Genomic DNA, 25,199 nt, shown 5'->3' with positions numbered 1-25,199 from the left:
GGTGGCGGCTCGGCGCGGGGCCAAGGTGGGCGGCTCAGGCCAGCGCCAGGTCGACGAGCCCGTTCGGGCCGAGTGTTCCTCGGGCGTAGTGCAGGGCCTCGCGCCGGTCGCCTGGCGGGTGGTCGGAGACGGCCAGCGCGGCGGCCAGCAGGTCGAGGACGTCGACGAGGGCACGCACGCTGCGCAGGTAGGTCAGCAGGTCATGGTCGAGGTGGTCGAGTCCGATCCCCGTCAGCGGCGCATAACCGTCGAAGAACCACCGCACCTGGTCGTCGGTGATGGGCGAGTGCGAGAAGACCCCGCCGACGACGAACATCAGGTCCGACTCCCTGGGTGCGACGACCGCGTCGTCCCAGTCGATGAGGTGGACCTCGCCGGACTCGTCGACGAGGAGGTTCCCGTGGTGGGGGTCCCCGTGGCACAGGACGAAGGATGCCTCCGCCCAGGCGCAGGAGCTCGCGAGCTGCGCGGCCCTGTCGGCGACAGCCAGGAGCCGCGGTCCATGTGCCTCCCACAGCGCAGCGGCCTCGACGGCGACCGGGTCGTCCACCGACGCCCTCACCGCGTGCTCGACCACGACCCCGAGCGCCTGTGCCTGCTCGACCACGGCCGTCGGGTCATGGGTCTCGACCGGGACCGCCGAAAGCTCGGACCCGTTCGTGGAGGTGGTGTGAACGCGCCCGAGGAGCGCGCCCAAGCGCATCCACTCGCCCGGCGCCATACCGGTGTCGAGCACCCGGCGGCCGCGCACCCACGGCACGAGGCTGAGCCGGGTCCGGTCACCGTCGGCGCCCGCGGTGAGGCCACCGTCCCGAGCGGGCACCGGTCCCGGCACGCCGGGCACCCTGTGACGGGCGAGGAGTGCCGCCACAGCGAGACCGGGCTGCGGCCCGATGCTGGACTTGGCTGCGTACTCGCGGCCGTCGGTGGCCACCACGTGCACGAGGTCGGCGCGCGGATCCGCCCCGTGGTCGACGGCCTCGACCAGTGCCACGTCGACGCCGAAGCCGGCGGCGATCCTTGCGGCCAGGGTCGGGAAGCCGGCGCTCGGGTCCATCCGCGACACGGTAGCCGCGGTGCTTCGACAGGGCACCGGGGTTTCAACCGGGTTAGCGTCGAGGAATGGTCGATGTCATCCGCGAGTTCTCCGTCCCCCGCCCGCCCCACGAGGTCGTGGCCTACCTCAGCGACTTCTCCAACGCCGTTGCCTGGGACCCGGGCACCGTGCGCTGCGACCGGGTGGGTAGCGGACCGGTGCAGGTGGGCTCGACCTGGAAGAACACCTCCAAGGTGCTGGGCCGTGAGACCGAGCTCGACTACGTGCTCACCACGCTCGAGCCCGACCACGTCGTCCTGCGCGGGACCAACAAGACCGCGACGTCCACCGACGACATCACCGTGAAGCCCGACGGTGCCGGCTCGAAGGTGACCTACCACGCGCACATCGTCTTCAACGGCATCGCCAAGCTGGCCGAGCCCCTCATGCAGCGGGTCTTCGAGAAGCTCGGCGACGAGACGGTCGAGGGGATCACCCGCGAGCTGGCTCCGGGGCGCACCGGCGCCGCCTGACACCCCCGCCTGACACCCCGCCTGACACCCCCGCCTGACACCCCCGCTGCCTGACACACCAGGCCCAGCGGCTCAGCTGTTGCCGGCGGCCTCGAGGGCGGCGATGTCGAGGCGCTTCATCGTCATCATCGCGGCGAACACCCTGGCGGCGCGGTCGGGATCGCCGGTGGCGATCTCGTCCCAGTGCTCCGGCACGACCTGCCACGACAGCCCGAACTTGTCCTTGAGCCAGCCGCACATGCTCTCCTGGCCGCCGTCGGCGACCAAGGCGTCCCAGTAGTGGTCGAGCTCTGCCTGGTCCTTGACGTCGATGGTGATCGAGATGGCCTCGTCGAAGGTGAACTGCGGTCCGCCGTTGAGGGCGAGGTAGGGCGCCCCGTCGAGCTCGAACGCCACGGTGAGCACCTGGCCCTCGCGGTCACCCGAGCCCTTCGGGTAGTGCGAGACGGTGGTGATCTTGGAGTTCGGGAAGAGCGAGGTGTAGAACTCAGCGGCTGGCTGGGCATCGGTGTCGAACCACAGGCACGGGTACGTACGAGGCATGGCGAGCTCCTGGTGTCCGGGCGGGCCGGGTGCCCGCTCCCTGCCCATTGGACCGCCAGGGGCGCCGGAAGTCATCGGTCCGAGGTCCTGCGCGCCCGAGGTGGCGCTGGGTCAGCTCGGTCCCCGACGCGCCAGGACCGGTATGCCGTAGCGTCACCGTGTGCCCGACTCGCACCACCCCGACGGCCTCACGCCGGACGTCTCCACGCACCTCGCGGAGGCCCTGCGAGCGGTGTACGGGGCGAGCCCGGCCGACTTCATGGCCGTCCGCAAGGAGCTCGCCGCGGCGGCCAAGGCGGACGGGGATGCCGCCGGCGCGAAGGCGATCGGTGCGCTGCGCAAACCGAGCACGGCTGCGTGGGCGGTGAACCTCCTCGCCCGCCAGGACCCCGACCTCGTCAGGGAGCTCGTCGACCTCGGGGTGCGGATGCGCGGCGCCCAGGCCCGTCTCGACACCGCCACCCTGACGTCGTTGCGGCCCGAGCGTGACCGGGTGGTTGCCGCCGTCGTCGGCGCGGCCACGGCCATGGTGGGAGATGCCGGACGGACGCTCTCGGCCGCGGCGCAGGACGACGTCCGGGGCACGGTCACCGCCGCGCTCGCCGACGAGGAGGCGTCCGCCGCGGTGACGTCGGGACAGCTCACGAGGGCGTTGTCCTACAGCGGGTTCGGCGAGGTCGACCTCTCCGAGGCGGTCGTCCGGACATCCTCCGGCTCGATCCTCTCGGTGGTGCGCGACGGTGTGTCCTCAGGAGCGTCGGCATCCAATGACACCGCGGAACCGTCCGACGACTCCGGGGCCACTGCCGCCGAGCGGCTCCAGCGTGCAGAGGCCGAGCTCGAGGCCGCCACCGCAGCCCATGCGAAGGCCGAGGCTCTCGTCGCCGCGGCGCGTGAGCACGCCGACGACACCCGCGACCGCATCGGCGTCGTCGAACGCCAGCTGGCCAAGGCCCGCGAGGCCGACGAACGCGCCCTGGAGGCCGTGACCGATGCGGTGCGCACGCGCAAGGCGGCGGAGGCGGCGCGCCGTACTGCTCAGGCGGAGCTGGACCGGCTGCGGTCCGCCACCGACGACTGAGCGGCACTCACCAGCCCCAGCTGCCCGGTTGGCCCTTGAACGGACCCACGACGCGGTCGGTGATCCAGCCGCCGTAGAAGCCGCCCTCCTGCGGACGCACCACCTCGTCGTTGACGACGCACCGGTCGACCGCGCCCGGCATCACGGCCACGGCATCGGCGATCACCTCGAACCCCGGCGTCGGCTCGGGATAGAACCACCCGGCCCGGGCCGCCACCAGGCCGCCCCCGCGGAGGTCCAGGTAGGACGCCATACCCTTCCACTCGCAGTACGACGCCCCATCGGCCGGCTGCAACGAACCCGTGACGAACGCGTCTCGCGGCAGGTAGTAGGTCGGGGGGTGGCTGGTCTCGAGCACCCGCCACGAACGGGTGGCCAGGGCGATGCGCTCGCCACCGACCCACACCTCGACCGAGTCCGACGACGGCTCCACGCGCGGCGGACGCGGGTAGTCCCAGACGGACTCCTGCCCGGGACCGATCGGGTCGGGCTTCGGGTGACCGTTCCGCAGGCGCATGGCACCACGCTAATTCGTCGCTCGCGTCGTCGCGCGGTGACCATCGGCCCGGGGCAGTAGCGTGATGGGTGCCGGTCCTCGCCGAGGGGTCCGCCCAGCCAGGAGGTCGACCGTGACACCGTCAGCCGAGGGAACCAGCCAGCCCGATCCAGCAGAGGGCATCGACCCGAGCGTGGCGCCGAGCGGGACGGGGTGCGTCGAGTGCCTGGCGTCGGGCGGGTGGTGGGTGCACCTGCGCCGCTGCGCCGGGTGTGGCCACATCGGTTGCTGCGACAGCTCGCCCAGCCAGCACGCCAGCCATCACTTCGAGCAGACCGGCCACCCGGTCATCCGGTCGTTCGAACCGGGGGAGGACTGGTTCTGGGACTTCAGGTCCGAGCGGGGCTTCACCGGACCGGCCCTGGCCGATCCGCAGCACCACCCGCTCGACCAGCCGGTGCCCGGTCCCGCCGGGGCCGTCCCCGCGGACTGGGCCGAGCACGTGCACTGACCCCCGCTCAGGGTCGACCCTGAGCGCGGTGGGTCACGGTGGGGGTCGATCTGGGTAGGACCACCGATGTGGTGAGGCCCGGCGGACCGTCACAGTCCAGTCATGGCCCTCCACCCCGGACTGCTCCCGCCGCCGGCGACGACCGCATCGCTGCGGTTCTCGACCGCGTGGGCGCAGCCCGCCCGCCGCGCGCCGGGGGGCGGACGCGGCGGGAGGAGGGCCGCCAAGCTGCTCGTCTCCGGCGCCCTCGCCACCGGGATCCTCGCGCTCGCGCTCCCCCGGGTGGCCGGGGCGCAGTGGGTCGACATCGCCCATGCGCTCGCCTCGCTCTCGGTGGCTCACCTCGCACTGCTGGCGGTCGTCTGGCTGGCCGGGCTCTGGGTCCACACCCCGGCGCTGACCGCAGCGCTCCCCGGCCTGTCGCACCGTCGAGCCCTGCTGCTCAACCTCACGGGCAGCTTCGTCTCCAACCTCCTCCCGCTCGGCGGCGCCGCCGGCACCGTCGCGAACTGGCGGATGGCACGGTCCTGGGGCTTCGCCTCCCCGGCCTTCGCGCGCTGGGCCCTGCTGACCAACCTCTGCGACACCGCCCTCAAGCTCGCCCTCCCCGGAGTCGCCTTCCTGTGGCTCGCCGCCGCCGGGGTGGAGGCCGGCGGAGCGGTGAACACCGCGGCATACGTGGGGCTGGGCCTGCTCACCGGCATCGTCGTCGCCCTGTGGCTGCTCGCGCGGGACGACCGCGCGGTGACCTTCCTCGGGCGGTGGGCCGACCGCCTGTGCGCTCGCGTCCGGGTCCTGCGCCCGCCCGAGCAGGGGTATGCCGTCCGGGCAGCAGCGTTCCGCCGGGACAGTGCGGCGCTCGTCGCCGCGGGGTGGTGGCGGATGGCGTTCGGCAAGATCGCGTATGCGGTCCTCCAGGCAGGGTTGCTGTGGCTGTCGCTGCGGGTTCTGGGTGAGCTCGTGAACCCGTCGGTGGTGCTGGCGGCGTTCGCCGTCGAGCGGATCCTGTCGATGGTCGTCATCACGCCGGGAGCCACGGGCGTCGTCGAGGTCGGCATGACCGGCGTGCTAGTGGCACTCGGGGTTGACCCGACGATGTCGGCCGCCGGGGTCCTGCTCTACCGGGCCTTCACGTTCGGCATGGAGATCCCGGTCGGCGGACTGTCGATGCTGGCCTGGTCGCTGACCCGCCGTCCGCTCGCGGCCTGACCCTGGCCGACGGTGGGCAGGGTGCCGAACGGCGGATGTCCGTCGGCGTTCCTAGGCTGGGGCGATGACGTCCCCGGCGCGTGATGCCCTGGCCCGCGAGCTGCTGGCGGCCGACCGGGCGGCGACCCTGGTGCGGCTGGGTGACCTCGAAGCCGATGTCGCCCTCATCGTCGAGGCATCCGAGGGGTCGAACGCCGACGACGAGCACGACCCCGAGGGCGCGACCATCGCCTTCGAACGGGCCCAGACCAGCGCGCTCGCCGCCTCCGCGGTGGCCCACCTGCGTGAGGTCACCGCTGCGGAGGGACGGCTCCTCGACGGCACGTATGGCGTCTGCGAGGTCTGCGGCGACGCCATACCTGACGCCCGCCTGGAGGCGAGGCCCACGGCCCGCACCTGCGTCACCCACGCCGCGCGCCCCCGCTGACGGTCAGCGGAAGGTGCGCAGCCGCAGGCTGTTGGTCACGACGAACACCGACGACAGCGCCATCGCACCGCCGGCGAGCATCGGGCTCAGCAGTCCGGCAGCCGCCAGCGGGATCGCGGCGACGTTGTAGGCGAACGCCCAGAACAGGTTGCCGCGGATCGTCCCGAGCGTCCGTCGGGCCAGGCGGATCGCGTCGGCCGCCACCCGCAGGTCGCCGCGAACGAGGGTCAGGTCGCTGGCCTCGATCGCCACGTCGGTGCCGGTGCCCATCGCGAGTCCGAGGTCGGCCTGGGCCAGGGCGGCCGCGTCGTTGACGCCGTCACCGACCATCGCCACGACCCGACCCTGGTCCTGCAGGCCCTTGACGACGTCGACCTTGTCCTGCGGAAGGACCTCCGCATGGACCTCGTCGATGCCGACGAGGTCTGCGACGTGCCGCGCAGCGCCCTCGTTGTCGCCGGTGAGCAGCACCGGCGTGAGCCCGAGCCGGCGCAGCTCGGCGACAGCCTCGGCCGAGCCCTCCTTGACGGTGTCGGCGACCGTGACGACCCCGCGAGCGCGACCGTCCCACGCGACGACGACCGCGGTCGCGCCTCGTGAGTGGGCTGCGGTCATCGCTACGGTGAGCTCGTCCGGCACGCTGACCGACCAGTCGGCCAGCAGGGCGGGGCGGCCCACGAGGACGACCTTGCCCTCGACCTGGCCGCGTACCCCGAGGCCCTGCTCGTTGGTGAAGTCCTCGACGACCGGCAAGGCTCCGGCATCGGCCCCACCGGGGCCGACGGCGCTGCTGGCCGGTGCGGTGCTTGACGGTGCGGTGCGGGCCGGTGCGGTGCGGGCCGCCGCGGCCACGGCGCGCGCCACCGGGTGCTCGGAAGCGTCCTCCAGCGCCCCGGCCAGGCGCAGCACCTCGGCGGCGTCCTCACCAGTCGCAGGGACGACCTGCTCGAGCGTCATGCGGCCGGTGGTCACGGTGCCCGTCTTGTCGAGCACCACGGTGTCGACGCGGCGGGTGGACTCCAGCACCTCGGGTCCCTTGATGAGGATGCCGAGCTGCGCACCCCGTCCGGTGCCGACCATGAGCGCGGTCGGTGTCGCCAGCCCGAGGGCACAGGGGCAGGCGATGATGAGGACGGCGACGGCGGCGGTGAATGCTGCGGTCCACCCCGCGCCGATCGCGACCCAGAACGCGAGCGTCGCGACCGCCAGCACGATGACCACGGGCACGAAGACCCCGGACACGCGGTCGGCGAGCCGTTGGACCTGCGCCTTGCCGTTCTGCGCGTCCTCGACGAGGCGCGCCATCTGGGCCAGCTGGGTGTCGGCGCCGACCCGCGTGGCGCGGACGACGAGCCGGCCACCGGCGTTGACGGTTGCGCCCACGACCTGGCTGCCGGGGCCGACCTCGACGGGCACGGACTCCCCGGTGACCATCGAGGCGTCGACCGCCGAGGTGCCGTCCTCGACCTCACCGTCGGTGGCCACCTTCTCGCCGGGCCGCACGACGAACCGCGTCCCGACGACCAGCTCCGACACCGGCACCCGCACCTCGGTCGCGCCGGCACCCTCGCCGCGCAGCACCGAGACCTCCTTGGCGCCCATCTCCAGCAGGGCGCGCAGAGCGGCGCCGGAGCGACGCTTGGCGCGGGCCTCGGCATACCTCCCGGCGAGCAGGAACGCGGTCACGCCTGCTGCTGCCTCGAGGTAGATGTTGCCGGCGCCGTCGGTGCGTTCGATGGTGAACTGGAAGGGGTGCGTCATCCCCATCTCGCCCGCGGTCCCGAAGAACAGGGCGTACAGGGACCACCCGAACGCCGCGATCGTCCCCACAGACACCAGCGTGTCCATCGTGGTCTGGCCGTGCCGAAGGTTGGTCCAGGCCGCGCGGTGGAAGGGCAGCCCGCCCCAGACGACGACGGGGGCGGCGAGCGTCAGGGACGCCCACTGCCAGTAGCGGAACTGCAACGCGGGCACCATCGCCATGGCGATGACGGGCACGGCGAGCAGGACCGACACGAGGAGGCGCTGCCGCAGTGCCGCGGTGGGATCGAGCTCGGCGTGTGCGGTGTCATCACCGTCACGGCCGACCTCCGGCTCCGGCGGCAGCTCGGCGGTGTACCCGGTCTTCTCGACGGTGGCCACGAGGTCGGCGGCGGTGACGCCGTCGGGGAAGGTGACCTTCGCCTTCTCGGTGCTGTAGTTGACCGTCGCGGTGACGCCGTCGATCTTGTTGAGCTTCTTCTCGATCCGGGTCGCGCAGGACGCGCAGGTCATGCCACCGATGACGAGCTCCACGTCGCTCGTCACGTCGCTCACCTGGCCAGGCTGTAGTCGCCCGCCTCGTCGAGCGCGGACGTCACCTCAGCCGGGGTGAGCTCGCGGTCGGCCGCGACGGTGACGGCCGAGGTGCCGCCGGCGACGAGGTCGACCTGCACGTCGCTGACACCGTCGAGGGCCTTGAGTTCCTCGGTGACGGCGCTGGCGCAGTGGCCGCAGGTCATGCCGACGACGTCGAAGGTCTGGGTGCTCATGGGGTTCTCCTCGGGATCGGGATCAGGGGGTGGGACTGTGACTTGGCTGCTGCCGGGTGGGTCAGGAACGGACGAGGCGGGTGGAGTCAGGAGCGGACCAGGCGGGCGATGGCGTCGGACGCCTCGCGCACCTTCTCCTGTGCTTCGGGGCCGCCCTTCCTGGCGGCATCGACGACGCAGTGCGACAGGTGCTCCTCGAGCAGCTCGAGCGAGAACGACTGCAGCGCCTTGGTGGCTGCCGACACCTGGGTGAGGATGTCGATGCAGTACTGGTCCTCCTCGACCATCCGCTGCAGGCCCCGGACCTGTCCCTCGACCCGGCGCAGCCGCTTGAGGTGGTTGGCCTTCTCGGAGTGGTAGCCGGGCTGCACGTCGCTCATGCTCATGGGAACACCATACCCCCCTATGGTATTTCGGACGAGTGGTGCGGAACTCCCGTGAACCCCGTGCCCCCGGTCCCGACACGACAAAACGCCGGTTGCGCGGCAAACCGCGGGACAACAACCCGAGGTATGCCGCGCAACCGGCGTTTTGCTGGAGCGTGGGGTGGTGCGTGGCTGGAACTCAGCGCATGGGGTCGAACGGGCGGAGCTGGTCGACCTGCTTGCCGGTGACCATGGCCTGCGCCAGGAGGCGACCGGTGACCGGGCCGAGGGTGATGCCCCACATGCCGTGGCCACCGGCGGCGAACACGCGCGGGCTCTTCGTGGCGCCGATCAGCGGCAGGCCGTCGACGGTGCAGGGGCGCGAGCCGACCCACTCGTCCTTGCGGTCGTCGAGGTTGGCGCCGCGCAGCAGCGGTCGGGCGGCCTCGGCGATGGCCTGGATGCGGCGCTGGTCGAGGGCGGCCTCGGGCTTGCGGAACTCCATCATCCCCGCGACGCGAAGGCGGTCGCCGATCGGCGTGCAGGCGACGCGCTGGGCCGGGAAGTAGACCGGGCCGTTGGGGACGTGGTCGATCTCGACCGAGAAGGAGTAGCCGCGCCCGGCCTGGACGACCTTCTTGACGCCGAACTTGCGAGCGAGCTTGCCGAGCCAGGCGCCGGTCGCGAGGACGGCCGCGTCGAACTCCTCGACGGAGCCCTCGGCGGTGGTGATGACGACCCCGTTGCCGGTGTCACGGATGTCGGACACCGTGGCGGCGTCGAGGATCTTGCCGCCGCGCTCCTTGACCGAGTCGGCCAGGGCGTGGACGTAGGAACCCGGGTCGACGAAGCGCTGGCCCTTGAGCAGGATGGCTGCGCCGATCTCGTCGGACAGGCTCGGCTCGATCGCGCGGGCCTGGTCGCCGGTGAGGGCCTCGAACTCGATGGCCTGGCCGGCTGCGTGGATGTGCTCGATCTCCTCGAGCAGGGTGACCCGCTCGGCCTCGGTGCGGTAGGACGCGAGGAACGACTTCGCCTCCCGGGTGTCGGCCCGGACGCCGCCGGCCTTGAGCAGGTCGAAGCTCTCGAGCGACAGGTCGTTGACGGGCACGAGCGAGCCCATGGCCTTCTTCCACGCCTTCATCGTCGAGTTCTTCGTGAACCCGGTGACGAACTTGAGGAACTTGGGGTCGGCGCTCGGCGGCACGTAGACCGGCGAGGACGGCGACAGCACCGCCCGGATCCCGTACTTGAGGACGGCCGGCTCGGGCAGCGGCGTCGCGATGCCCGGCGTCAGCCACCCGGCGTTGCCCCAGGACGAGCCGGCGGCGACCCCCTCGCGGTCGAGGACGGTCACCTCCACGCCCTGCTCCTGGAGGAACCAGGCGGTGGACAGGCCCACCATGCCGGCGCCGACGACGGCGACGCGCTGGGGGACGGGGAGACCGGCAGCAGTGACGGGGCGAGAGGTAGCCATGGATCGATCGTCCCGCCGCCACACCTGCCTCGCACTGGGCCGATGGCACAGATCAAGTGGCTGGTCTTGTGCTGTCGACACAAAGGCGTGGGACAGTGGTGGCGTGCTCAGCGTCGTCGACCTCACCGCTACCCTGGCCGGCCTCCTCACCCTCGGCGCCGACCCCTCGGCCGGTGAGGTGGACGACCTCACCATCGCCGAGCCTGCCCACGGCGTCGTCGGGCAGCCGGGCGACCTGGTGCTCGGGGTGGGGATCGAGACGACCGATGCCGCGGTGGCGCTCGTGCAGGCCGCGGCGGCCGCCGGCGCCGGGGGCCTGGTCCTGCGTCGCACCCTCGCCGGTCGTCGCCAGGTGCGGGACCGCGCTCGCCGCGACGGCCTGGCCCTGGTCGGGCTGGCCGAACAGGCTTCCTGGGCGCACGTCGTGTGGCTGCTGCGCGGTGTCATCGACCGCGCGTCGACCTCGATGGGCGACCGGCGCGGCGACGCCCCGGTGCAGGACGACCTCTTCGCGCTCGCCGACGCCGCGGCTGCCCTGGTCGACGCCCCCGTGACGATCGAGGACGCGCAGTCCCGCGTCCTCGCGTACTCCTCCCGCCAGGACATGACCGACCCGGCCCGCGTCTCGACCATCGTCGGCCGGCGGGTGCCCGACGAGGTCCTCGCCAGCCTGCGCGCGCGAGGAGTGTTCCGGCGCCTCGCCCGTTCCAGCGAACCGGTCTTCGTGCCCGCCGACCCCAACGGGACCCTGCCCCGCCTCGTGGTCCCAGTCCGGGCGGGCGGCGAGTGGCTGGGTTCGATCTGGGCCGTCGTCGAGGAGCGCCCGCCGGCCGACCTCGTCGCCGAGCTGGTCCAGACGTCCTCGGTCGTCGCGCTGCACCTCCTGCGCCTGCGCGCGCAGGCCGACCTCTCGCGTCGCGTCGCTGCAGACCGCCTGCGGGGCGTCCTGTCGGGCAGCACCGCCGGGGCGGACGGGTGGCTGCCCGCTGGCCCCTGGCGCGTGGTCTGCCTCGGCGGGGAGGGTGGCGCGGCCCGCTTGCTCGACCTCTGGGAGTCGGTCTCGCGCCGGCACGCGTGGAACCAGCCCCTGCTCGCCGACCTCGACGGTCGGGCGTATGCCGTGGTGCGCGACAGCGAGGACCCCGCACCGGGGACGTGGGGCTGGCTCACCTCGGTCATCGAGCGGGCCCGCGGCGAGTCCCTCGAGCTGACCGCGCGCGCCGGCCGCACGGCATACGTGGTGGGTGACCTGGAGCGCTCCAAGGCCGAGGCGCTCGAGGTCGAACGTGTCCTGACTCCCGCGACGGACCTGGCCACCGCCTCGGTGGTCCACGAGGACGTCTGGGCGCAGGTGACCGTGGCCCGAGCCGCCGAGTCGTTGCGTGGAGAGGACGTCCTCGGGCCGTTGGTGGTGGTGGCGGCGCACGACCGTGAGCACGGCAGCGACCACCTCCTCACGCTGGCGGCGTGGTTGGACCACCCCGGCGCCCCCGGTCGCGCGGCCCGCGCGATCCACGTGCACCCCAACACGATGCGCTACCGGATGAACCGCATCGCCGACCTCGCCGGCCTCGATCTCGAGGACCCCCTGGTCCGGCTCGCCCTGCGCCTGCAGCTGGCGGCACTCCTGCCGACGAGCGTGGGTTCGGGGGCGCGAGAGTGACGCGGAGGTCACTCCTTCGCCCCCGAACCCGGGGTCGGTCGGGGGGTCAGTCGACCCAGTGGTTGTCGTGGTGGCGCATGAACTCGTCCCGCTCGGCATCGGTCATCGTCTCGCCGGCGGCCACCCTGGCCAGTCCCTCGAAGTAGGCCTCGCGAGGAGCGCCGGGGGCGAAGTGCAGCAGCATGGACGCGGGTCCCGACTCGTTGCGGAACCCGTGCAGACCGCCGGCCGGCACGTGGACGAAGTCGCCCGGCCGCGTCGTGTTCCAGCGGGTCCCGTCGTAGATGCTGACCTCGCCGGCCAGGACGTAGAACGACTCGGTGAGCGTCCGGTGGAAGTGCGCGTCCGGTCCACTCGGCGGTCCGGCGAACTCCCAGTGGTAGAGCCCGTAGGTGCGCCCGGTCGACTCCCCGGTGGCGAGGTAGCGGACCTTGTTGCCGTTGGGGTAGACCACGTCCGGCTCCGAGCCTGCTGGCAGGAGCCAGGCGCTGACCTCGCCGGTGTCGCCGTCGTAGAGCGGGGGCGGATAGCTCATGGCCGCCATTCTGCCCGCCCGCGGGCTGCGGGTGAGGCCTGGCGACCGGCTGGGCTCAGGCCGGGGTGGGGCTCGGGAGGCGGTGCAGGGACTCGACCAGAGGGGACAGCTCGGGGACCTCGGCGGCCGAGTCCAAGGCTTCTTCGAGGACGCGGTCGTGGGTCGGGCGCGCCTGGTCGAGCAGCGCCGAACCGGTGGGGGTCAGCTCGGTGTAGATGCCCCGCCGGTCGTCGGCGCACAGGATCCGGGTGATCAGGCCGCGGTCCTCCAAGCGGTTGACGAGCCGGGTGGTGGCGCTGTTGGACAGCGCCGCTGCGCGGGCGAGCTGCGACATCCGCATGTGCCAGCCGTCCTGGCGGGACAGCGCGTCGAGCACGGTGAACTCCACGACCGACAGGCCGTGCCCGGTGGTCAGCTCACGTTCGAGAGCGCCCTCGATGTGACCGTGCAGGGCGGCCAGCGTGCGCCAGCCCTGCGCCCGGATCTCCACGGCGTCGTCAGCGATTCCCATGCCCCGATCATAACCCGCTTTTGCAATAACGCGCGTGTGCAACTAACTTGTGAACCACGCGGGTAGTTGCACACGCTGCATACCGGCGTGCGACCCATCAGAACACATCAGACCCCTGACCTAAGGACCCCTCCCCATGCCCATCGCCCTCCTTGCCCTGGCCCTCGGCGGCTTCGGGATCGGACTCACCGAGTTCGTCATCGCCGGGTTGCTGCCTGAGGTGGCCGCCGACTTCGCCGTGAACGAAGCCACCGCCGGCTGGCTCATCTCCGGCTACGCCCTGTCGGTCGCGGTCGGCGCCATCGGCCTCACCGCCGCCGTGACGCGGTTCAACCGCAAGCACGTGCTCACCGCTCTCATGGTGCTGTTCATCGCCGGCAACCTCGTCTCCGCGCTGGCCGGCAGCTACGAGGTCATGCTCCTGGGGCGCATCCTCGCCGCGCTGACCCACGGCGCCTTCTTCGGCATCGGCGCGGTCGTCGCAGCCGGGCTCGTCGCCCCCGACAAGAAGGCCGGCGCGATCGCGATGATGTTCGCCGGGCTCACCACGGCCAACGTCCTCGGCGTGCCCCTCGGCACCCTGCTGGGCCAGCAGCTCGGCTGGCGCTCGACCTTCTGGGCCATCACCGTCATCGGGGTCGTCGCGCTGGTCGGCATGGCGACCCTCGTACCCTCCCAGCCGGTCTCGGCCGACGAGCCGGGTCTGCGCTCGGAGCTCGGCGCGTTCCGCTCCGGCCAGGTCTGGCTCTCGCTGCTCGTGACGGTCCTCGGGTTCGGGGGGATGTTCGGCGCCTTCACCTACATCGCCTACACGCTCACCCAGGTCAGCGGTTTCGCCTCCTCGACCGTCCCGTGGCTCCTGGTCCTGTTCGGGCTCGGGCTGTTCGCCGGCAACTGGGCTGGTGGCCGGGCGGCCGACCGGTCGGTGCCGGTCACCCTCACCGTGGTGCTGGCGGCCCTGACCGTGGTGATGGGGGTCTTCGCCCTGACCGCGGCCTCACCGGTGATGGCCGTGGTCAGCCTGGTGCTGATGGGGACGTTCGGGTTCGCCACCGTGCCGGGCCTGCAGATGCGGATCATGTCGTATGCCGGGTCCGCACCGACCCTGGCCAGCGGCGCCAACATCGCTGCCTTCAACGTCGGCAACGCTGCCGGCGCCTGGTTGGGTGGCGTGACCATCACCGCGGGGCTCGGCTACGCCTCGACCCTGTGGGACGGTGCGGCCCTCAGCCTCGGAGCCCTGCTCGTCCTCGTGCTGGCCGAGCAGCTGGTCCGGCGCAACCGCCGAGCCCGCGCCGTCGAGGGTGCCGCCGAGGGTGTCGGGACAGAGGGTGTCGGGACAGCGCGTGTCGGGGCGCAGGGCGTCGACGCGGGCGCTCAGGCGCCGTGCACCGTCGCCAACAGCGCGGCATAACGCTGGAGCACTGCGGCACCCTCGTCGTCGGCGGGAGGGTCGAGGGTCTCCTCGACCGTCACCGTCCACGACGGGGGTGTGTCGTCGCCGGCGAGCACCCAGGCTGCCTGGCGAGCCGCGCCGAGGCCCACGTACTCACCCGGTGCCGGGATCGCGACGGGCACGCCGAAGAGCGACGGCGCGATGGCCCGCACGGCCCGTGAGGCCGAGGCCCCGCCGATGAGCAGCACCCGCTCGACGGGGAGGCCCAGGCGTCGGACGTCGGAGACCCCGGCCACGAGGTTGGCGAGCATCCCCTCGACCGCGGCCCGGGCGAGGTTCTCGGGGGTGGCGTTCGACCGGGTCAGGCCGCCCAGTGTGCCGGTGGCGTCGGGCAGGCTCGGGCTGCGCTCGCCGTCGAGGTACGGCAGCAGCGTCAGGCCGCCGGCGCCGGGTTCGGCAGCGAGGGCCAGCTGGTCCAGGCCGTCCAGGTCGGTGTCGAGGAGCTGCGCGGCCGCGGTGAGGACCCGGGCGGCGTTGAGGGTCGCCATGAGCGGCAGGTGGCCACCGGACGCACTCGCGAAGGACGCGATGAGGCCGCCCGGGTCGGCCACGGGCTGGTCGGCGTCGGCGAACACGGCACCGCTGGTCCCGAGCGACACGACGACGTCCCCGGGGCGCAGGCCCAGCCCGAGGGCTGCGCCGGCGTTGTCGCCCGTGCCTGGCCCGACGACCATGCCGCTGTCGGTCCGTCCGGCGACCTCGTGCGGTCCCAGCACCTCCGGCACCCCGAACTCGCGTCCGAGGGCGAGCTCCTGGAGGTCGGGGAGGTAGGTGTCCGAGGTGCTGGAGAAGTACCCCGTGCCCGAGGCGTCGCCCCGGTCGGTGGTGTAGCGCTCGAAACCGTTGCCCTGCTTGAGGATCTGGGCCGTCAGCCAGTCGTGGGGAAGCACCACGTCGTGGACCCGGGCGGCGTTCTCGGGTTCGTGGTCGGCCAGCCACCGCACCTTGGTCACGGTGAAGCTGGGCACGAGCGCCAGACCGGTGCGACGCACCCACTCCTGCGGTCCGCCCAGCTCGTCGGTGAGGTCACGGGCTGCCTGCGCGGAACGGGTGTCGTTCCACAGCAACGCGTCCCGGATGACCTCGCCCGACTCGTCGAGCGCACACATGCCGTGCTGCTGGCCGCCCACGGAGATGGCCGAGACACCCTTGAGCAGTCCGTCGGCCGTGGCCGTGGTGAACGCCTCCCACCACCGGCCGGGGTGGACCGCCGTCCCGTCGGGGTGCGGCGCCCGACCGGATCGAACGATCTCGCCGGTCGCCGCGTCGCAGACGACGACCTTCGTGGACTGGGTCGAGGAGTCGACACCCGCGACGAGGGTGCGCTCGGAGTCAGCCACGTGAGCCACCCGTCGGCCGCGGGTCGATGACGGACTTGATCGCACCGGCGGTCTCGCGGGCAGCCGTGAGCGCGGCGGCGGTGTCCTCCAACGAGAACCGTCCCGTGACGAGGCGTTCGAGGTCGACCTGACCCGAGGCGGCGAGGGCGATGGCGGTCGGCCAGGTGCCGGCGTAGCGGAAGGTGCCCGTGACGACGAGCTCGCGCTCCTGGATCGTCGACAGCGGGAGGCTGATCTCGTCGCCGCCCATGCCCACGAGGACGGCCCGACCGGCAGGCGCCAGCGCACGGATGCCGTCCGCCGTGGCGCCGGGGTGGCCCGAGCACTCGAGGAGGACCTCGGGAGCCGGCCCCGCGGCATACCCGTCGGCGATCGACTCCGAGCCCGAGGTGATGGTGCGCGTCGCACCGAGCTCGGTGGCGACGGAGAGGCGGTCGGGGTTGAGGTCGGCGACGACGATCTCGCTCGCGCCCGACGCCTTGGCGACCTGGACGCACACCAGGCCGATCGGGCCGGCTCCGGTGACGAGCACGCGCGAACCGGGGCCGACGCCACCCTTGCGGCAGGCCCAGACGCCGACGGAGAGCGGTTCGAGGAGGGCCGCGGCCTCGTCGCTGACGCTGTCGGGGACGGGGTGGGCGAACGCGTGGTGGATCGCCACGAGCTCGGCGAGCGACCCGTCCACCGGCGGGGTCGCGTGGAACACCATGTCGGGGCACAGGTTGTAGCGGCCGGCGAGGCACTGCTCGCAGGCCCGGCACGGGACCCCCGGCTCGAGCGAGACACGCTGTCCCACGCGTGCCGGGTCGACGTCGGCGCCGACCGCCTCGACGACACCGGACGTCTCGTGACCCAGAACGAGGGGCGACTCCACGACGAACCGCCCGATCCGGCCGTGGTCGAAGTAGTGCGTGTCCGACCCGCACACGCCGACGGCGTGGACGCGCACGAGCACCTCGTCCGCAGCAGGAGCGGGATCGGGTCGCTGCACCACCTCGACCTCGCCGGGACGGTTGAGGACGGCAGCACGCATCAGGTGTTCTCCATCGGTGGTGGGTCGGTCCGACTCGGTTCGGTCCGGGTGGGGCTCAGGCTGGCCGGGCGTCGTCGGCGGAACGGGCCTCCAGCGTTGCCCGTGCGCCGACGTCGTGCAAGTGCTCGAGCGCAGCGGTGTAGGCAGCGGCGAAGCGCTCGTCGTCGGCGAGGTCGCCGAACAGGTCCCGGTCACGGATGAACGCCAGCGGGTCCTGGTCCTGCTTCGCCGCCGCAGCCATGACGCGTTCCTTGAGCCGGTCCACGACCTCGATCGGCGCACCGTGCTCGTCGCGCCCCTCGGCATACCTCGCCCAGGACGCCACCACGAGCGCGGACCGGTCGATCTCGCCACCGTCGCGCAGGTTGGCGCGGATCACCGGCACGAGCCACTTCGGTATGCGGTCGGAGGACTCAGCGCAGAGCCTCGCCAGGGTGTCCCGTACCTCGGGGTTGGCGAAGCGCGCGACGAGCTCGCGGCGATAGGCGTCGAGGTCGACGTCGGGCACCGGTGGCAGCGTCGGGCTGCCCTCGCGTTCCATGTAGGCGAGCAGGAAGTTGGCGAACAGCGGGTCCTGGCAGACCTCGTGCGCGTAGCGGTATCCGGCGAGGTGGCCGAGGTAGCACAAGGCCTGGTGGCTGGCGTTGAGCAGCCGCAGCTTCATCAGCTCGTACGGCACGACGTCGTCGACCATCTGCACGCCCGCGTCCTCGAACGGCGGGCGGCCTTGTCCAAACCGGTCCTCGAGCGCCCACTGGGTGAACGGCTCGCAGACGACCGGCCAGCCGTCCTCGAGGCCGAACTCCTGGCGCAACCGCTCGATGTCCTCGGGTGCGGTGACCGGGGTGATGCGGTCGACCATGCAGTTGGGGAAGGCGACTCGCTCCTCCATCCAGTCCGCCAGGCCCGGGTCCTTGAGCCGCGCGAAGGCGCAGATCATCTGCTTCGCGACGTCACCGTTGTCGGGGAGGTTGTCGCAGCTCATCACCGTGAAGGGCTCCAGCCCCTCGTTGCGTCGGCGGGCCAGCGCGGCCGTGATGTAGCCGAAAACCGTTGCGGGTACGGCTCCGTCCGCCAGGTCCGCCTGGATGGACGGGTCGTCCGCGTCGAACTCGCCCGTCACCTGGTTGACGAGGTAGCCGCCCTCGGTGATGGTCAGCGAGACGATGCGCGTGCGCTCGTCGACGAGCCGGTCGACGACGGCCAACGGGTCGTCGGGGGCGAACATCAGCTCGACGATGCTCCCGACGACGCGAGGCTCGCGCCGCCCGTCGGGGTGCTTCACGACGAGCGTGTAGAGGCCGTCCTGCGCCCTGAGCGTGTCGATGATCCGGCGGTCGTGGGGGAGGGCGCCGACCCCGCACAGACCCCAGTCGAGCGCCTCGCCGTCGTTCATCAGGGCGTCGAGGTACATCGCCTGGTGCGCGCGGTGGAACCCGCCCACCCCAAAGTGGACGATGCCCGCGGTCACCGCCGAGCGGTCGTATGTCGGGCGAGCCACTCGTGCGTCCAGCTCGTCGAGGGTCTTGTCGGACAGGGGGATCGGGCTCGGGCCCATTACTTGACGGCTCCCATCGACAGGCCCTGGACCAGCTTGTCCTGGGCGGCGAACCCGGCGGCGAGCACCGGCAGGGACACGACGAACGACGCCGCGCAGACCTTGGCGAGGAACAGACCCTGGCTGGTGACGAACCCGGTCAGGAACACCGGTGCCGTCCCCGCCACGGTGCTGGTCAGCACGCGGGCCAGGAGCAGCTCGTTCCAGCTGAAGATGAAGCAGATCAACGCCGCCGACGCGATGCCCGGCATGACGACCGGCGCGACGATGTCCTTGAGCGTCCGGGGGAGGGACGCCCCGTCCACCGACGCCGCCTCGAGCATCTCCACCGGCACCTCGGCGAGGAACGACCGCAGCATCCAGATCGCGATCGGCAGGTTCATCGAGGTGTACAGCAGGATCAGCCACCAGATGTTGTCGAGCAGGCCGACCTTCTGCGCGAAAAGGTAGAGCGGCAGGATGCCCGCCACGATCGGCAGCATCTTGGTGGAGAGGAAGAAGAACAGCACGTCCGTCCACTTCTTCACCGGTCGGATCGACAGGGCGTATGCCGCCGGGAAGGCGAGCAGGAGCACGAGGGCCGTGGACAGGATGCTGGCCGTCAGCGAGTTGAGCAGTGGCGGCCAGGGGCCCGCGTCGAAGAAGGTGCGGTAGCCGTCGAGGGACAGCGGGGCGAAGACGTCCGGCGGGTTCTTGGCGGCGTCGTTCTCGTTGTGGAACGAGGTGAGGACCATCCACAGCACGGGGAGCACGAACAGGAACCCGACCACCCAGGCGGCGCCGGACAGGAGGATGCCGGAGCGGGGTGGCTTCGCGTGCCGGATCTCGGTATGGCGCGGTGCCTCAGACGTCGTGTCCGCGGTCGTGTCGGTCGTGGTGCTCATCGGGGTCCCCGCGAAGTATCGGAGCGACGAAGGAGCGCAGAACTTTGTGGGGTGATGTTCATCAGGACTCCTTGAAGAGGCTGAATGCGGTGCGCAGGGCTGCGGTCGCGATGATGATCGTGCCGATGACGACCACGACGCCGGCCGCGGAGGCCCGTCCGTAGTCCTGGGCGGTGTAGAAGGTCTGGTAGATGAAGTACGGCAGGTTCGCCGTGCCGAGACCGCCGCTGGTGATGGTGAAGACGTGGTCGAAGTTCTGCACCACGTAGATCGCGCCGAGCAGGCCCGACAGCTCGATGTACTGGCGCAGGTGCGGCAGCGTCATCGACCGGAAGATCTGCCACGCGTTCGCGCCGTCGATGCGAGCGGCCTCGACGACGTCGAGCGGCCGGCTCTGCAGACCGGCCAGCAGGATCAACATCATGAAGGGCGTCCACTGCCATACCAGCGCGGCGATGATCGCCAGGAGCGGGTTGTTCGTGATCCAGTCGGGCTGGGGGGCGTTGTCCCCGAAGACCTTTGTGAGCAGGCCGTTGAAGAGGCCGTACTCCGGGTTGTAGAGGGCGTGCTTCCACAGCAGGGCGGCGGCGACCGGGACGATGAGGAACGGGGTGATCATCATCGTGCGGACCACGCCCTGGCCGCGGAACTTGCGGTCCAGCAGCAGGGCGATCCCCAGTCCCAGGACCAGGCTCACCAGGACCACGGAGACGGTCAGCACGATGGTCACGAGAACGGCCTGCCGCGTGTTGGTGTCGGTGAAGACACGAACGAAGTTGTCGAACCCCGTGAAACCCCGCTCGTCCGGGTAGTACGCGTTCCAGTTCATGAACGAGATGACCAGCGTCGCGACGAACGGCAGCTGGGTCATGAGGATCACGAAGATCAGGGCGGGCAGCAGCGGCGCCCTCCTGGCCCAGTCGCCCGAGCGCCGCAGCGCCTTGCTGGGCTCGGAGCCCCGGACCTGCTCGACCCGCGGTCTCGTCTGGGTGCTCGACGACATCACTGCCCCCTCGACTGGTAGCGCTCGGCGACGTCGTCGGCGAGCTGTTGGCCCTTGTCGAGGGCCTCGTTGACGGTGGTCTTGCCGGCGATCGCCGAGCTCACGTCCTGACTGACCTGTGTGCCGAGGTCGGGGAACTCCGGGATGTCGACGAACTGGATGCCGATCGCGGGCCTCGGCTGCACGCCGGGGTTCTCGGGGTCGGCGGCCTCGATGGCGGACTTGGTCGGCTCGGCGAAGGCGGAGGCGACCTTGAGGTAGTCGGGGTTCTCGTAGGTGGAGGCCCGCTTGCCGGCCGGCACCTTGGTCCAGCCGAGCTGGGAGCCCACGAGCTGCTCGTACTCCTTGCTGCTCGCCCAGGAGATGAACTTCCAGGCGTTGTCCTTCTTGGTGCTGGCCTGCTGGATCGACCACGACCAGGCGTAGAGCCACCCGGAGCTGTCGGTCTTGACCACCGGGGCGGGGGCGTACCCGAACTTGCCCTTGGTGGGGGAGTCGTCCGCCTCCAGCGAGCCGGCAGCCGACGTGGCGTCGTACCACATGGCGACGTTGCCCTGAACGAGGTTGTTGAGGCACTCGGTGAAGCCCGCCTGCGGCGCACCCTTCTCACCGTGCGCCCGGACCAGGTCGACGTAGAACTGCACGGCGGCCTTGAACTCCGGGGAGCTCACGCCTGGCGTCCAGTTCTTCTCGAACCACGTGCCACCGAAGGTGTTGACCACCGTGGTGAGCGGGGCGAACAGCTGACCCCAGCCGGGTTGGCCGCGCAGGCAGATGCCCTTCATGCCGGGCTCGGCGCCGTCGACCTTGGCCGCGATGTCGGCGACCTGCTGCCAGGTCGGCTTCGCCGGCATGGTGACGCCCTTCTTCGCCAGGACGTCCTTGCGGTACATGAGGAAGGAGGACTCGCCGTAGAACGGCTCCCCGTAGACCTTGCCCTCGCTGGACAACGACGTCGTCATCGGCTTGAGGATGTCGCCCTGGTCGAAGGCCGTGTCCTTGGCGAGGTACCCGTCCAGCGGCGCGATCCACTTGGCCTTGGCGTAGATGGGGATCTCGAAGTTGCTCAGGGAGGCGACGTCGTACTGGCCAGCCTGGCTGGAGAACTCCTGGCTGATCTTGTCCCGGACGTCGTTCTCGGGCAGGACCGTGTAGTTGACGCGGATCCCGGTCTTCTTGGTGAAGTTGTCTGCGGTGAGCTTCTGCAGGTCGACCATCTGCGGGTTGTTGACCATCAGCACGTTGATGCTGTCGGCCCCGCCCCCACCTGCTCCGCCGCCGCCCCACCCGGCACAGGCCGAGAGGCTGAGGGCCAGGCCGGTCGCCGATGCGACCAGCGCGGTCCTGGAGTTTCGACTACGCACGCGTCCTCCTCCGTCGCCATTGACGGCTCTTGTTCGGGTGGCGCTCATATGAGCGTAATGGTGCACAAACGAGTATGTTGAGTAAACCCACGCATCCGGTGCGTGTCAACGGCGGGCTTCGGCGAGGATGACGACATGGACGACGACGGACCTGCAGAGCTGGTGCTGCTCGCTGCCGTGGCGCGGCGCCACTACCTCCAGGACCAGTCCAAGGTGCAGATCGCCGACGAGCTCGGCATCAGTCGTTTCAAGGTCGCCCGTCTGCTCGAGTCGGCCCGGGCGCGCGGCCTGGTCCGCATCGAGATCGTCCGCCAGGGATCGCTGGACGTGGACGCGTCTGCGCGGCTGCAGGAGCGGTTCGGCCTCGTGCACGCAGTCGTCGTCGACACCGCGGATGCCGAACCCGGTGCGGTGCGCCAGCAGCTCGGCAAGGCCGCCGCGGACCTGCTCTCCGAAGTGCTCGTCGAGGGGGACGTGCTGGGCCTGCCGTGGTCGCGCAACGTCCACGCGATGGTTGGTGCCCTCACGTCGCTGCCCCGCGTCGAGGTGGTCCAGCTGACCGGTGCGATCGCCCTGCCGGACTTCGACAGCAGTGCGGTCGACATCGTCCGCCGGGCGGCCCGCCTCGGCGGTGGGAGCGCCCGGGTCTTCTACGCCCCCTTCGTCCTCGACACCAAGGCGAGCGCTGACGCCCTGCGCCGACAGCCGGCCGTGGCCGAGGGGTTGTCGCGGGCCTCGGCCGTGACCAAGGCAGTGGTGGGGATCGGCCACTGGGCGTCCGGCGGGTCGACCATCCACGACCTGCTCGAGGCGTCCGAGCAGGTCGACCTCGCGCGCCGAGGCGTGGTCGGCGAGCTCGCTGGCGTCTTCTTCGACGCGAGCGGAAAGACGTTGCGCCCCAAGGTCGCTGCGCGCTTGATCACCATCGACGCGGAGTCCCTCGGGGCCGTGCCCGAGGTCGTGGCGGTGGCCTCAGGTGCGGCCAAGGGGCCAGCGGTCAGGGCTGCCCTCGAGGGCGGGCTCGTGCAGGGCCTGGTCGTCGACCACGAGCTGGCCGACGTCCTCCTCGGCGACTGAGCCCAAGGCCTTCCGGGGTCCGAGCCGGACGACGCTAGCCCGGGTCTGTCCGGAATCCGACACGCCCGGGCCCTTGCGCCCCCCGCGCCACCTCTGGCATGGTCATAACGGATATGTAAGCGCTTTCAACGAGGAAGGCGGCCTGATGGCCATCGGTTCGGGACCCCCGACGAGACACCCCGCAGGGGCGACGATCTACTCCGTCGCCGAGCGCGCTGGTGTCTCGATCGCGTCGGTGTCCCGCGTCCTGCAGGGCAGCCAGGCCGTCTCGGACAAGACCCGCAAGCGCGTCCTAGAGGCCGCCGAGGAGCTGCGCTACGTGCCTCTCGCCGCTGCCCGCAGCCTGGCCGTGCGCCACCACGAGGCCCACGGACTGGTCCTGCCGGAGCTGTCCGGCCCTTACTACTCCGAGCTCCTGATGGGCTTCGAGTACCGCGCAGCCGAGCTGGGCCAGAGCGTCGTGCTCATGCTCGCCGAGGGCAAGGCAGACCTCCCCCGAGCGGTGCGCAAGCTGGCCACCCGGGTGGACGGGCTCGCCATGCTCGGCTCGTCGGCCATCCCCGAGGAGACCGTGACGGCCCTCGGCGGCTCCAAGCCGGTCGTGCTCATCGCCGGTGACGAAGGTGCCCAGGTCGACACCGTGAGCGCCGAGAACACCTCGAGCGCGCGGGAGATCACCGCCCACGTGCTCGGCCACGGCCGAACGCGGCTGCTCTTCGTCGGCGACCCGGCCTCCGGCCCCGACATCCGCGACCGGTATGCCGGCTTCGTCGCCGCGCACGTCGCCGCGGGGATCCCCGCGGCCGAGGCCGTCCGCGTAGCCCTCCGCGAGGAGGACGGCACGGCGGTGGCCGACCGCCTCCTGCGCGGCGAGCTCGAGGCGGACGGTCTCGTCTGCGCCAACGACGAGCTCGCGCTGGCCGTCCTCGTCCGCCTGCGCGGCAGCGGCCTGCGCGTCCCGCAGGACCTCGCCGTCGTCGGCTGGGACGACGTGATGACCGCCCGCTACGTCGAGCCCGGCCTCACCACCGTCCGGCAGCCCGTTCGTGAGCTCGGTGCCCGTGCCTCCGACCTCCTGCACGAACGGATCACCGGTTCCGCCTCCCCCCTCGGCGCCCAGGTCATCCCGACCGAGCTCGTCATCCGCGCCTCGTGCGGGTGCCCGCCGCCTCCGGTGGCTGTCCGCGCCCGGCCCTAGCGCGCCATACGTGACGCCCCGCGGGGCGCACCCCCATGCACACCGTCCGTTTCCCCCACCCCGATGAAAGAGAGACACCCCGATGAGACGCAGCTCTGCGATCGCGGTCGCGACCATGACCGCCGCCGCCCTCACGCTCACCGCGTGCGGACGTTCCAGTGGAACCAGCACCGGCGCCGAGACCGGCAAGGACGTCAGCGCCGGCAAGGCCACCGGCACCATCACGGTCTGGGCGATGGGCGCCGAGGGTGAGAACCTGCCGACCCTGGCCAAGGACTTCGAGGCGGCGAACCCCGGCGCCAAGGTGAATGTCACGGCGATCCCGTGGGACGCCGCGCACGACAAGTTCACCACCGCCATCACGGCCGGCAAGACGCCTGACGCGGCCATGGTCGGCACCACGTGGATGGGTGAGTTCGCCGGCCTCGGCGCGCTCGACCCGACGCCGAAGTCGATCGACTCCTCGAAGTTCTTCCCGGGAGCCCAGGGCACCACCAAGGTCGGCGACACCTCCTACGGCATTCCCTGGTACGTCGAGACCCGCCTGGTCTACTACCGCACCGACCTGGCCAAGAAGGCCGGCTTCACCGAGGCGCCGAAGAGCTGGGACGAGCTGAAGGCGATGGCCAAGGGCATGCAGTCCAAGGCCGGGGCCAAGTGGGGCATCGGCCTGCAGGCCGGTGGCACCGGCTCCTGGCAGACCGTGATGCCGTTCGCGTGGTCCAACGGCGCGAACCTCACCAAGGACGGCGGCAAGGGCTACAACTTCGACACCCCGGAGATCAAGGAAGCCGTCGACTACTACAAGAGCTACTTCGACGAGGGCATCTCGGACAAGGCCGCCCCGGCGACCCCCACCACTGAGCCGGACTTCGTCAGCGGCAAGGTGCCGATGTTCATCTCTGGCCCGTGGGAGATGTCCGCGGTCGAGAAGCTCGGCGGCGCCGGGTTCAAGGACAAGTACGCCGTGGCCGCCATGCCCGTGAAGAAGACGTCCTCGTCCTTCGTCGGCGGCTCGGACTTCGTGGTCTTCAAGAACTCCAAGCAGCGCGACACCGCGTGGAAGTTCACGCAGTTCCTGGCCGACCCCAAGACCCAGGCCAAGTGGTACTCCCAGTCCACCGACCTGCCGTCCGTGCAGAGCGCGTGGCAGGACCCGTCGATCAGCGCCGACAAGAAGCTGGCCGTCTTCGGTGAGCAGCTCAAGACCGCCCAGGCCCCGCCGTCGTTCGCGACGTGGGAGCAGGTCGTCGCGCAGTTCGACACCCAGATGGAGCAGGTCACCAAGAAGGACGCCGACGTCTCGGCCGCACTGAAGTCCGTGCAGTCGCAGGCCGAGTCCATCGGGACCGGGAGCGGTAAGTAACC

General features: G+C 71.3%; 25 protein-coding genes. 10 read left to right on the top strand and 15 right to left on the bottom strand.

All coding sequences use genetic code 11. The annotated features are described in order from the left end of the window. Positions 1-34 precede the first annotated feature (34 nt). Positions 35-1,057 carry a phosphotransferase family protein gene (locus ABEG17_RS07590; RefSeq protein ID WP_406832673.1) on the bottom strand — a complete coding sequence of 341 codons (1,023 nt, stop codon included), beginning with the start codon at positions 1,055-1,057 and terminating at the stop codon, positions 35-37. Between the two features lie 65 nt (positions 1,058-1,122). Here ABEG17_RS07590 and ABEG17_RS07585 point away from each other — a divergent pair, with 65 nt between their 5' ends. Next, positions 1,123-1,569, top strand: a complete 447-nt coding sequence (locus ABEG17_RS07585; RefSeq protein ID WP_406832672.1) for an SRPBCC family protein — start codon at positions 1,123-1,125, stop codon at positions 1,567-1,569. 72 nt (positions 1,570-1,641) lie between these two features. Here the strand turns inward: ABEG17_RS07585 and ABEG17_RS07580 are convergent, their stop codons facing one another. After that, complete coding sequence (locus ABEG17_RS07580; protein ID WP_406832671.1) at positions 1,642-2,112, bottom strand: VOC family protein; 471 nt, start codon at positions 2,110-2,112, stop codon at positions 1,642-1,644. A gap of 160 nt (positions 2,113-2,272) precedes the next feature. On the opposite strand from ABEG17_RS07580, the gene ABEG17_RS07575 reads away from it, so the two are divergent. Beyond that, the gene (locus ABEG17_RS07575) at positions 2,273-3,193 is read left to right on the top strand and encodes a hypothetical protein (protein ID WP_406832670.1); all 921 of its coding nucleotides are present in this window, start codon (positions 2,273-2,275) and stop codon (positions 3,191-3,193) included. Positions 3,194-3,200: 7 nt separating this feature from the next. On the opposite strand, the gene ABEG17_RS07570 is transcribed toward ABEG17_RS07575, so the two are convergent. After that, the gene (locus tag ABEG17_RS07570) at positions 3,201-3,710 is read right to left on the bottom strand and encodes a DUF427 domain-containing protein (RefSeq protein WP_406832668.1); all 510 of its coding nucleotides are present in this window, start codon (positions 3,708-3,710) and stop codon (positions 3,201-3,203) included. A gap of 112 nt (positions 3,711-3,822) precedes the next feature. Here ABEG17_RS07570 and ABEG17_RS07565 point away from each other — a divergent pair, with 112 nt between their 5' ends. The 3 genes from ABEG17_RS07565 to ABEG17_RS07555 all read left to right on the top strand — a co-directional run bounded on the left by ABEG17_RS07565 (position 3,823) and on the right by ABEG17_RS07555 (position 5,836). Then, on the top strand, positions 3,823-4,200 hold the full coding sequence (locus ABEG17_RS07565) for a UBP-type zinc finger domain-containing protein (protein ID WP_406832667.1): 378 nt from the start codon (positions 3,823-3,825) through the stop codon (positions 4,198-4,200). 102 nt (positions 4,201-4,302) lie between these two features. Beyond that, positions 4,303-5,409, top strand: a complete 1,107-nt coding sequence (locus ABEG17_RS07560) for a YbhN family protein (RefSeq protein WP_406832666.1) — start codon at positions 4,303-4,305, stop codon at positions 5,407-5,409. 64 nt (positions 5,410-5,473) lie between these two features. Next, positions 5,474-5,836, top strand: a complete 363-nt coding sequence (locus tag ABEG17_RS07555) for a TraR/DksA family transcriptional regulator (RefSeq protein WP_406832665.1) — start codon at positions 5,474-5,476, stop codon at positions 5,834-5,836. Between the two features lie 3 nt (positions 5,837-5,839). Here the strand turns inward: ABEG17_RS07555 and ABEG17_RS07550 are convergent, their stop codons facing one another. From ABEG17_RS07550 to ABEG17_RS07535, 4 genes are all read right to left on the bottom strand, one after another. Continuing rightward, positions 5,840-8,110: a heavy metal translocating P-type ATPase gene (locus tag ABEG17_RS07550; RefSeq protein WP_406833154.1), complete on the bottom strand. Its 2,271-nt coding sequence runs from the start codon at positions 8,108-8,110 to the stop codon at positions 5,840-5,842. A 38-nt stretch (positions 8,111-8,148) separates the two neighbouring features. Then, entirely contained in the window at positions 8,149-8,367 is a 219-nt protein-coding gene (locus ABEG17_RS07545; RefSeq protein ID WP_406832664.1) for a heavy-metal-associated domain-containing protein, read from the bottom strand. A gap of 86 nt (positions 8,368-8,453) precedes the next feature. Continuing rightward, entirely contained in the window at positions 8,454-8,747 is a 294-nt protein-coding gene (locus ABEG17_RS07540) for a metal-sensitive transcriptional regulator (RefSeq protein ID WP_406833153.1), read from the bottom strand. 184 nt (positions 8,748-8,931) lie between these two features. Then, positions 8,932-10,209: an NAD(P)/FAD-dependent oxidoreductase gene (locus ABEG17_RS07535; RefSeq protein ID WP_406832663.1), complete on the bottom strand. Its 1,278-nt coding sequence runs from the start codon at positions 10,207-10,209 to the stop codon at positions 8,932-8,934. 103 nt (positions 10,210-10,312) lie between these two features. On the opposite strand from ABEG17_RS07535, the gene ABEG17_RS07530 reads away from it, so the two are divergent. After that, positions 10,313-11,872 (top strand): PucR family transcriptional regulator, encoded by a 1,560-nt coding sequence (locus ABEG17_RS07530; RefSeq protein ID WP_406832662.1) that lies wholly within the window; start codon positions 10,313-10,315, stop codon positions 11,870-11,872. Between the two features lie 46 nt (positions 11,873-11,918). On the opposite strand, the gene ABEG17_RS07525 is transcribed toward ABEG17_RS07530, so the two are convergent. Both ABEG17_RS07525 and ABEG17_RS07520 read right to left on the bottom strand, forming a co-directional pair. Continuing rightward, positions 11,919-12,407 carry a cupin domain-containing protein gene (locus ABEG17_RS07525; protein WP_406832661.1) on the bottom strand — a complete coding sequence of 163 codons (489 nt, stop codon included), beginning with the start codon at positions 12,405-12,407 and terminating at the stop codon, positions 11,919-11,921. A 55-nt stretch (positions 12,408-12,462) separates the two neighbouring features. Continuing rightward, on the bottom strand, positions 12,463-12,918 hold the full coding sequence (locus ABEG17_RS07520; RefSeq protein ID WP_406832660.1) for a MarR family winged helix-turn-helix transcriptional regulator: 456 nt from the start codon (positions 12,916-12,918) through the stop codon (positions 12,463-12,465). Between the two features lie 136 nt (positions 12,919-13,054). Here ABEG17_RS07520 and ABEG17_RS07515 point away from each other — a divergent pair, with 136 nt between their 5' ends. Beyond that, entirely contained in the window at positions 13,055-14,332 is a 1,278-nt protein-coding gene (locus ABEG17_RS07515; RefSeq protein ID WP_406832659.1) for an MFS transporter, read from the top strand. Here ABEG17_RS07515 and ABEG17_RS07510 read toward each other — a convergent pair. From ABEG17_RS07510 to ABEG17_RS07485, 6 genes are all read right to left on the bottom strand, one after another. Then, positions 14,296-15,714: a xylulokinase gene (locus tag ABEG17_RS07510; protein WP_406832658.1), complete on the bottom strand. Its 1,419-nt coding sequence runs from the start codon at positions 15,712-15,714 to the stop codon at positions 14,296-14,298. The two genes, ABEG17_RS07515 and ABEG17_RS07510, sit on opposite strands and share 37 nt — an antisense overlap. Next, entirely contained in the window at positions 15,707-16,747 is a 1,041-nt protein-coding gene (locus ABEG17_RS07505) for an NAD(P)-dependent alcohol dehydrogenase (protein WP_406832657.1), read from the bottom strand. Before ABEG17_RS07505 ends, ABEG17_RS07510 begins: the two co-directional genes overlap by 8 nt. A 55-nt stretch (positions 16,748-16,802) precedes the next feature. Next, positions 16,803-18,305, bottom strand: a complete 1,503-nt coding sequence (locus ABEG17_RS07500; RefSeq protein ID WP_406832656.1) for a mannitol dehydrogenase family protein — start codon at positions 18,303-18,305, stop codon at positions 16,803-16,805. After that, positions 18,305-19,189 carry a carbohydrate ABC transporter permease gene (locus tag ABEG17_RS07495; protein WP_406832655.1) on the bottom strand — a complete coding sequence of 295 codons (885 nt, stop codon included), beginning with the start codon at positions 19,187-19,189 and terminating at the stop codon, positions 18,305-18,307. Before ABEG17_RS07495 ends, ABEG17_RS07500 begins: the two co-directional genes overlap by 1 nt. A 61-nt stretch (positions 19,190-19,250) precedes the next feature. Next, positions 19,251-20,192, bottom strand: a complete 942-nt coding sequence (locus tag ABEG17_RS07490; protein ID WP_406832654.1) for a carbohydrate ABC transporter permease — start codon at positions 20,190-20,192, stop codon at positions 19,251-19,253. Continuing rightward, positions 20,192-21,556: an ABC transporter substrate-binding protein gene (locus tag ABEG17_RS07485; RefSeq protein WP_406832653.1), complete on the bottom strand. Its 1,365-nt coding sequence runs from the start codon at positions 21,554-21,556 to the stop codon at positions 20,192-20,194. The genes ABEG17_RS07490 and ABEG17_RS07485 overlap by 1 nt, the downstream gene beginning before the upstream one ends. 135 nt (positions 21,557-21,691) lie before the next feature. Between ABEG17_RS07485 and ABEG17_RS07480 the strand changes: the two genes are divergently transcribed. From ABEG17_RS07480 to ABEG17_RS07470, 3 genes are all read left to right on the top strand, one after another. Next, a complete protein-coding gene (locus ABEG17_RS07480) occupies positions 21,692-22,633 on the top strand; it encodes a sugar-binding transcriptional regulator (RefSeq protein WP_406832652.1) in 942 nt (313 codons plus the stop codon). Between the two features lie 145 nt (positions 22,634-22,778). Further along, positions 22,779-23,831 (top strand): LacI family DNA-binding transcriptional regulator, encoded by a 1,053-nt coding sequence (locus tag ABEG17_RS07475; protein WP_406832651.1) that lies wholly within the window; start codon positions 22,779-22,781, stop codon positions 23,829-23,831. 82 nt (positions 23,832-23,913) lie between these two features. Further along, positions 23,914-25,197, top strand: a complete 1,284-nt coding sequence (locus tag ABEG17_RS07470) for a sugar ABC transporter substrate-binding protein (protein WP_406832650.1) — start codon at positions 23,914-23,916, stop codon at positions 25,195-25,197. Positions 25,198-25,199 lie beyond the last annotated feature (2 nt).

Origin of the sequence: Pedococcus sp. KACC 23699, assembly GCF_045348425.1 — a bacterium.
Classification (GTDB): domain Bacteria; phylum Actinomycetota; class Actinomycetes; order Actinomycetales; family Dermatophilaceae; genus Pedococcus.
The sequence above is the reverse complement of the archived record's forward strand: the minus strand, read 5'-3'. Positions and strand labels throughout refer to the sequence as shown.

What these genes read in the sequence shown, in the direction of transcription:
- ABEG17_RS07505 (WP_406832657.1), bottom strand. Translation starts at nt 16,747, where the DNA reads ATGCGTGCTGCCGTCCTCAACCGTCCCGGCGAGGTCGAGGTGGTGCAG.
- ABEG17_RS07490 (WP_406832654.1), bottom strand. Translation starts at nt 20,192, where the DNA reads ATGTCGTCGAGCACCCAGACGAGACCGCGGGTCGAGCAGGTCCGGGGC.
- ABEG17_RS07560 (WP_406832666.1), top strand. Translation starts at nt 4,303, where the DNA reads ATGGCCCTCCACCCCGGACTGCTCCCGCCGCCGGCGACGACCGCATCG.
- ABEG17_RS07545 (WP_406832664.1), bottom strand. Translation starts at nt 8,367, where the DNA reads ATGAGCACCCAGACCTTCGACGTCGTCGGCATGACCTGCGGCCACTGC.
- ABEG17_RS07535 (WP_406832663.1), bottom strand. Translation starts at nt 10,209, where the DNA reads ATGGCTACCTCTCGCCCCGTCACTGCTGCCGGTCTCCCCGTCCCCCAG.
- ABEG17_RS07520 (WP_406832660.1), bottom strand. Translation starts at nt 12,918, where the DNA reads ATGGGAATCGCTGACGACGCCGTGGAGATCCGGGCGCAGGGCTGGCGC.
- ABEG17_RS07525 (WP_406832661.1), bottom strand. Translation starts at nt 12,407, where the DNA reads ATGAGCTATCCGCCCCCGCTCTACGACGGCGACACCGGCGAGGTCAGC.
- ABEG17_RS07570 (WP_406832668.1), bottom strand. Translation starts at nt 3,710, where the DNA reads ATGCGCCTGCGGAACGGTCACCCGAAGCCCGACCCGATCGGTCCCGGG.
- ABEG17_RS07495 (WP_406832655.1), bottom strand. Translation starts at nt 19,189, where the DNA reads ATGAGCACCACGACCGACACGACCGCGGACACGACGTCTGAGGCACCG.
- ABEG17_RS07550 (WP_406833154.1), bottom strand. Translation starts at nt 8,110, where the DNA reads ATGACCTGCGCGTCCTGCGCGACCCGGATCGAGAAGAAGCTCAACAAG.
- ABEG17_RS07515 (WP_406832659.1), top strand. Translation starts at nt 13,055, where the DNA reads ATGCCCATCGCCCTCCTTGCCCTGGCCCTCGGCGGCTTCGGGATCGGA.
- ABEG17_RS07475 (WP_406832651.1), top strand. Translation starts at nt 22,779, where the DNA reads ATGGCCATCGGTTCGGGACCCCCGACGAGACACCCCGCAGGGGCGACG.
- ABEG17_RS07580 (WP_406832671.1), bottom strand. Translation starts at nt 2,112, where the DNA reads ATGCCTCGTACGTACCCGTGCCTGTGGTTCGACACCGATGCCCAGCCA.
- ABEG17_RS07540 (WP_406833153.1), bottom strand. Translation starts at nt 8,747, where the DNA reads ATGAGCGACGTGCAGCCCGGCTACCACTCCGAGAAGGCCAACCACCTC.
- ABEG17_RS07500 (WP_406832656.1), bottom strand. Translation starts at nt 18,305, where the DNA reads ATGGGCCCGAGCCCGATCCCCCTGTCCGACAAGACCCTCGACGAGCTG.
- ABEG17_RS07470 (WP_406832650.1), top strand. Translation starts at nt 23,914, where the DNA reads ATGAGACGCAGCTCTGCGATCGCGGTCGCGACCATGACCGCCGCCGCC.
- ABEG17_RS07480 (WP_406832652.1), top strand. Translation starts at nt 21,692, where the DNA reads ATGGACGACGACGGACCTGCAGAGCTGGTGCTGCTCGCTGCCGTGGCG.
- ABEG17_RS07555 (WP_406832665.1), top strand. Translation starts at nt 5,474, where the DNA reads ATGACGTCCCCGGCGCGTGATGCCCTGGCCCGCGAGCTGCTGGCGGCC.
- ABEG17_RS07585 (WP_406832672.1), top strand. Translation starts at nt 1,123, where the DNA reads ATGGTCGATGTCATCCGCGAGTTCTCCGTCCCCCGCCCGCCCCACGAG.
- ABEG17_RS07590 (WP_406832673.1), bottom strand. Translation starts at nt 1,057, where the DNA reads ATGGACCCGAGCGCCGGCTTCCCGACCCTGGCCGCAAGGATCGCCGCC.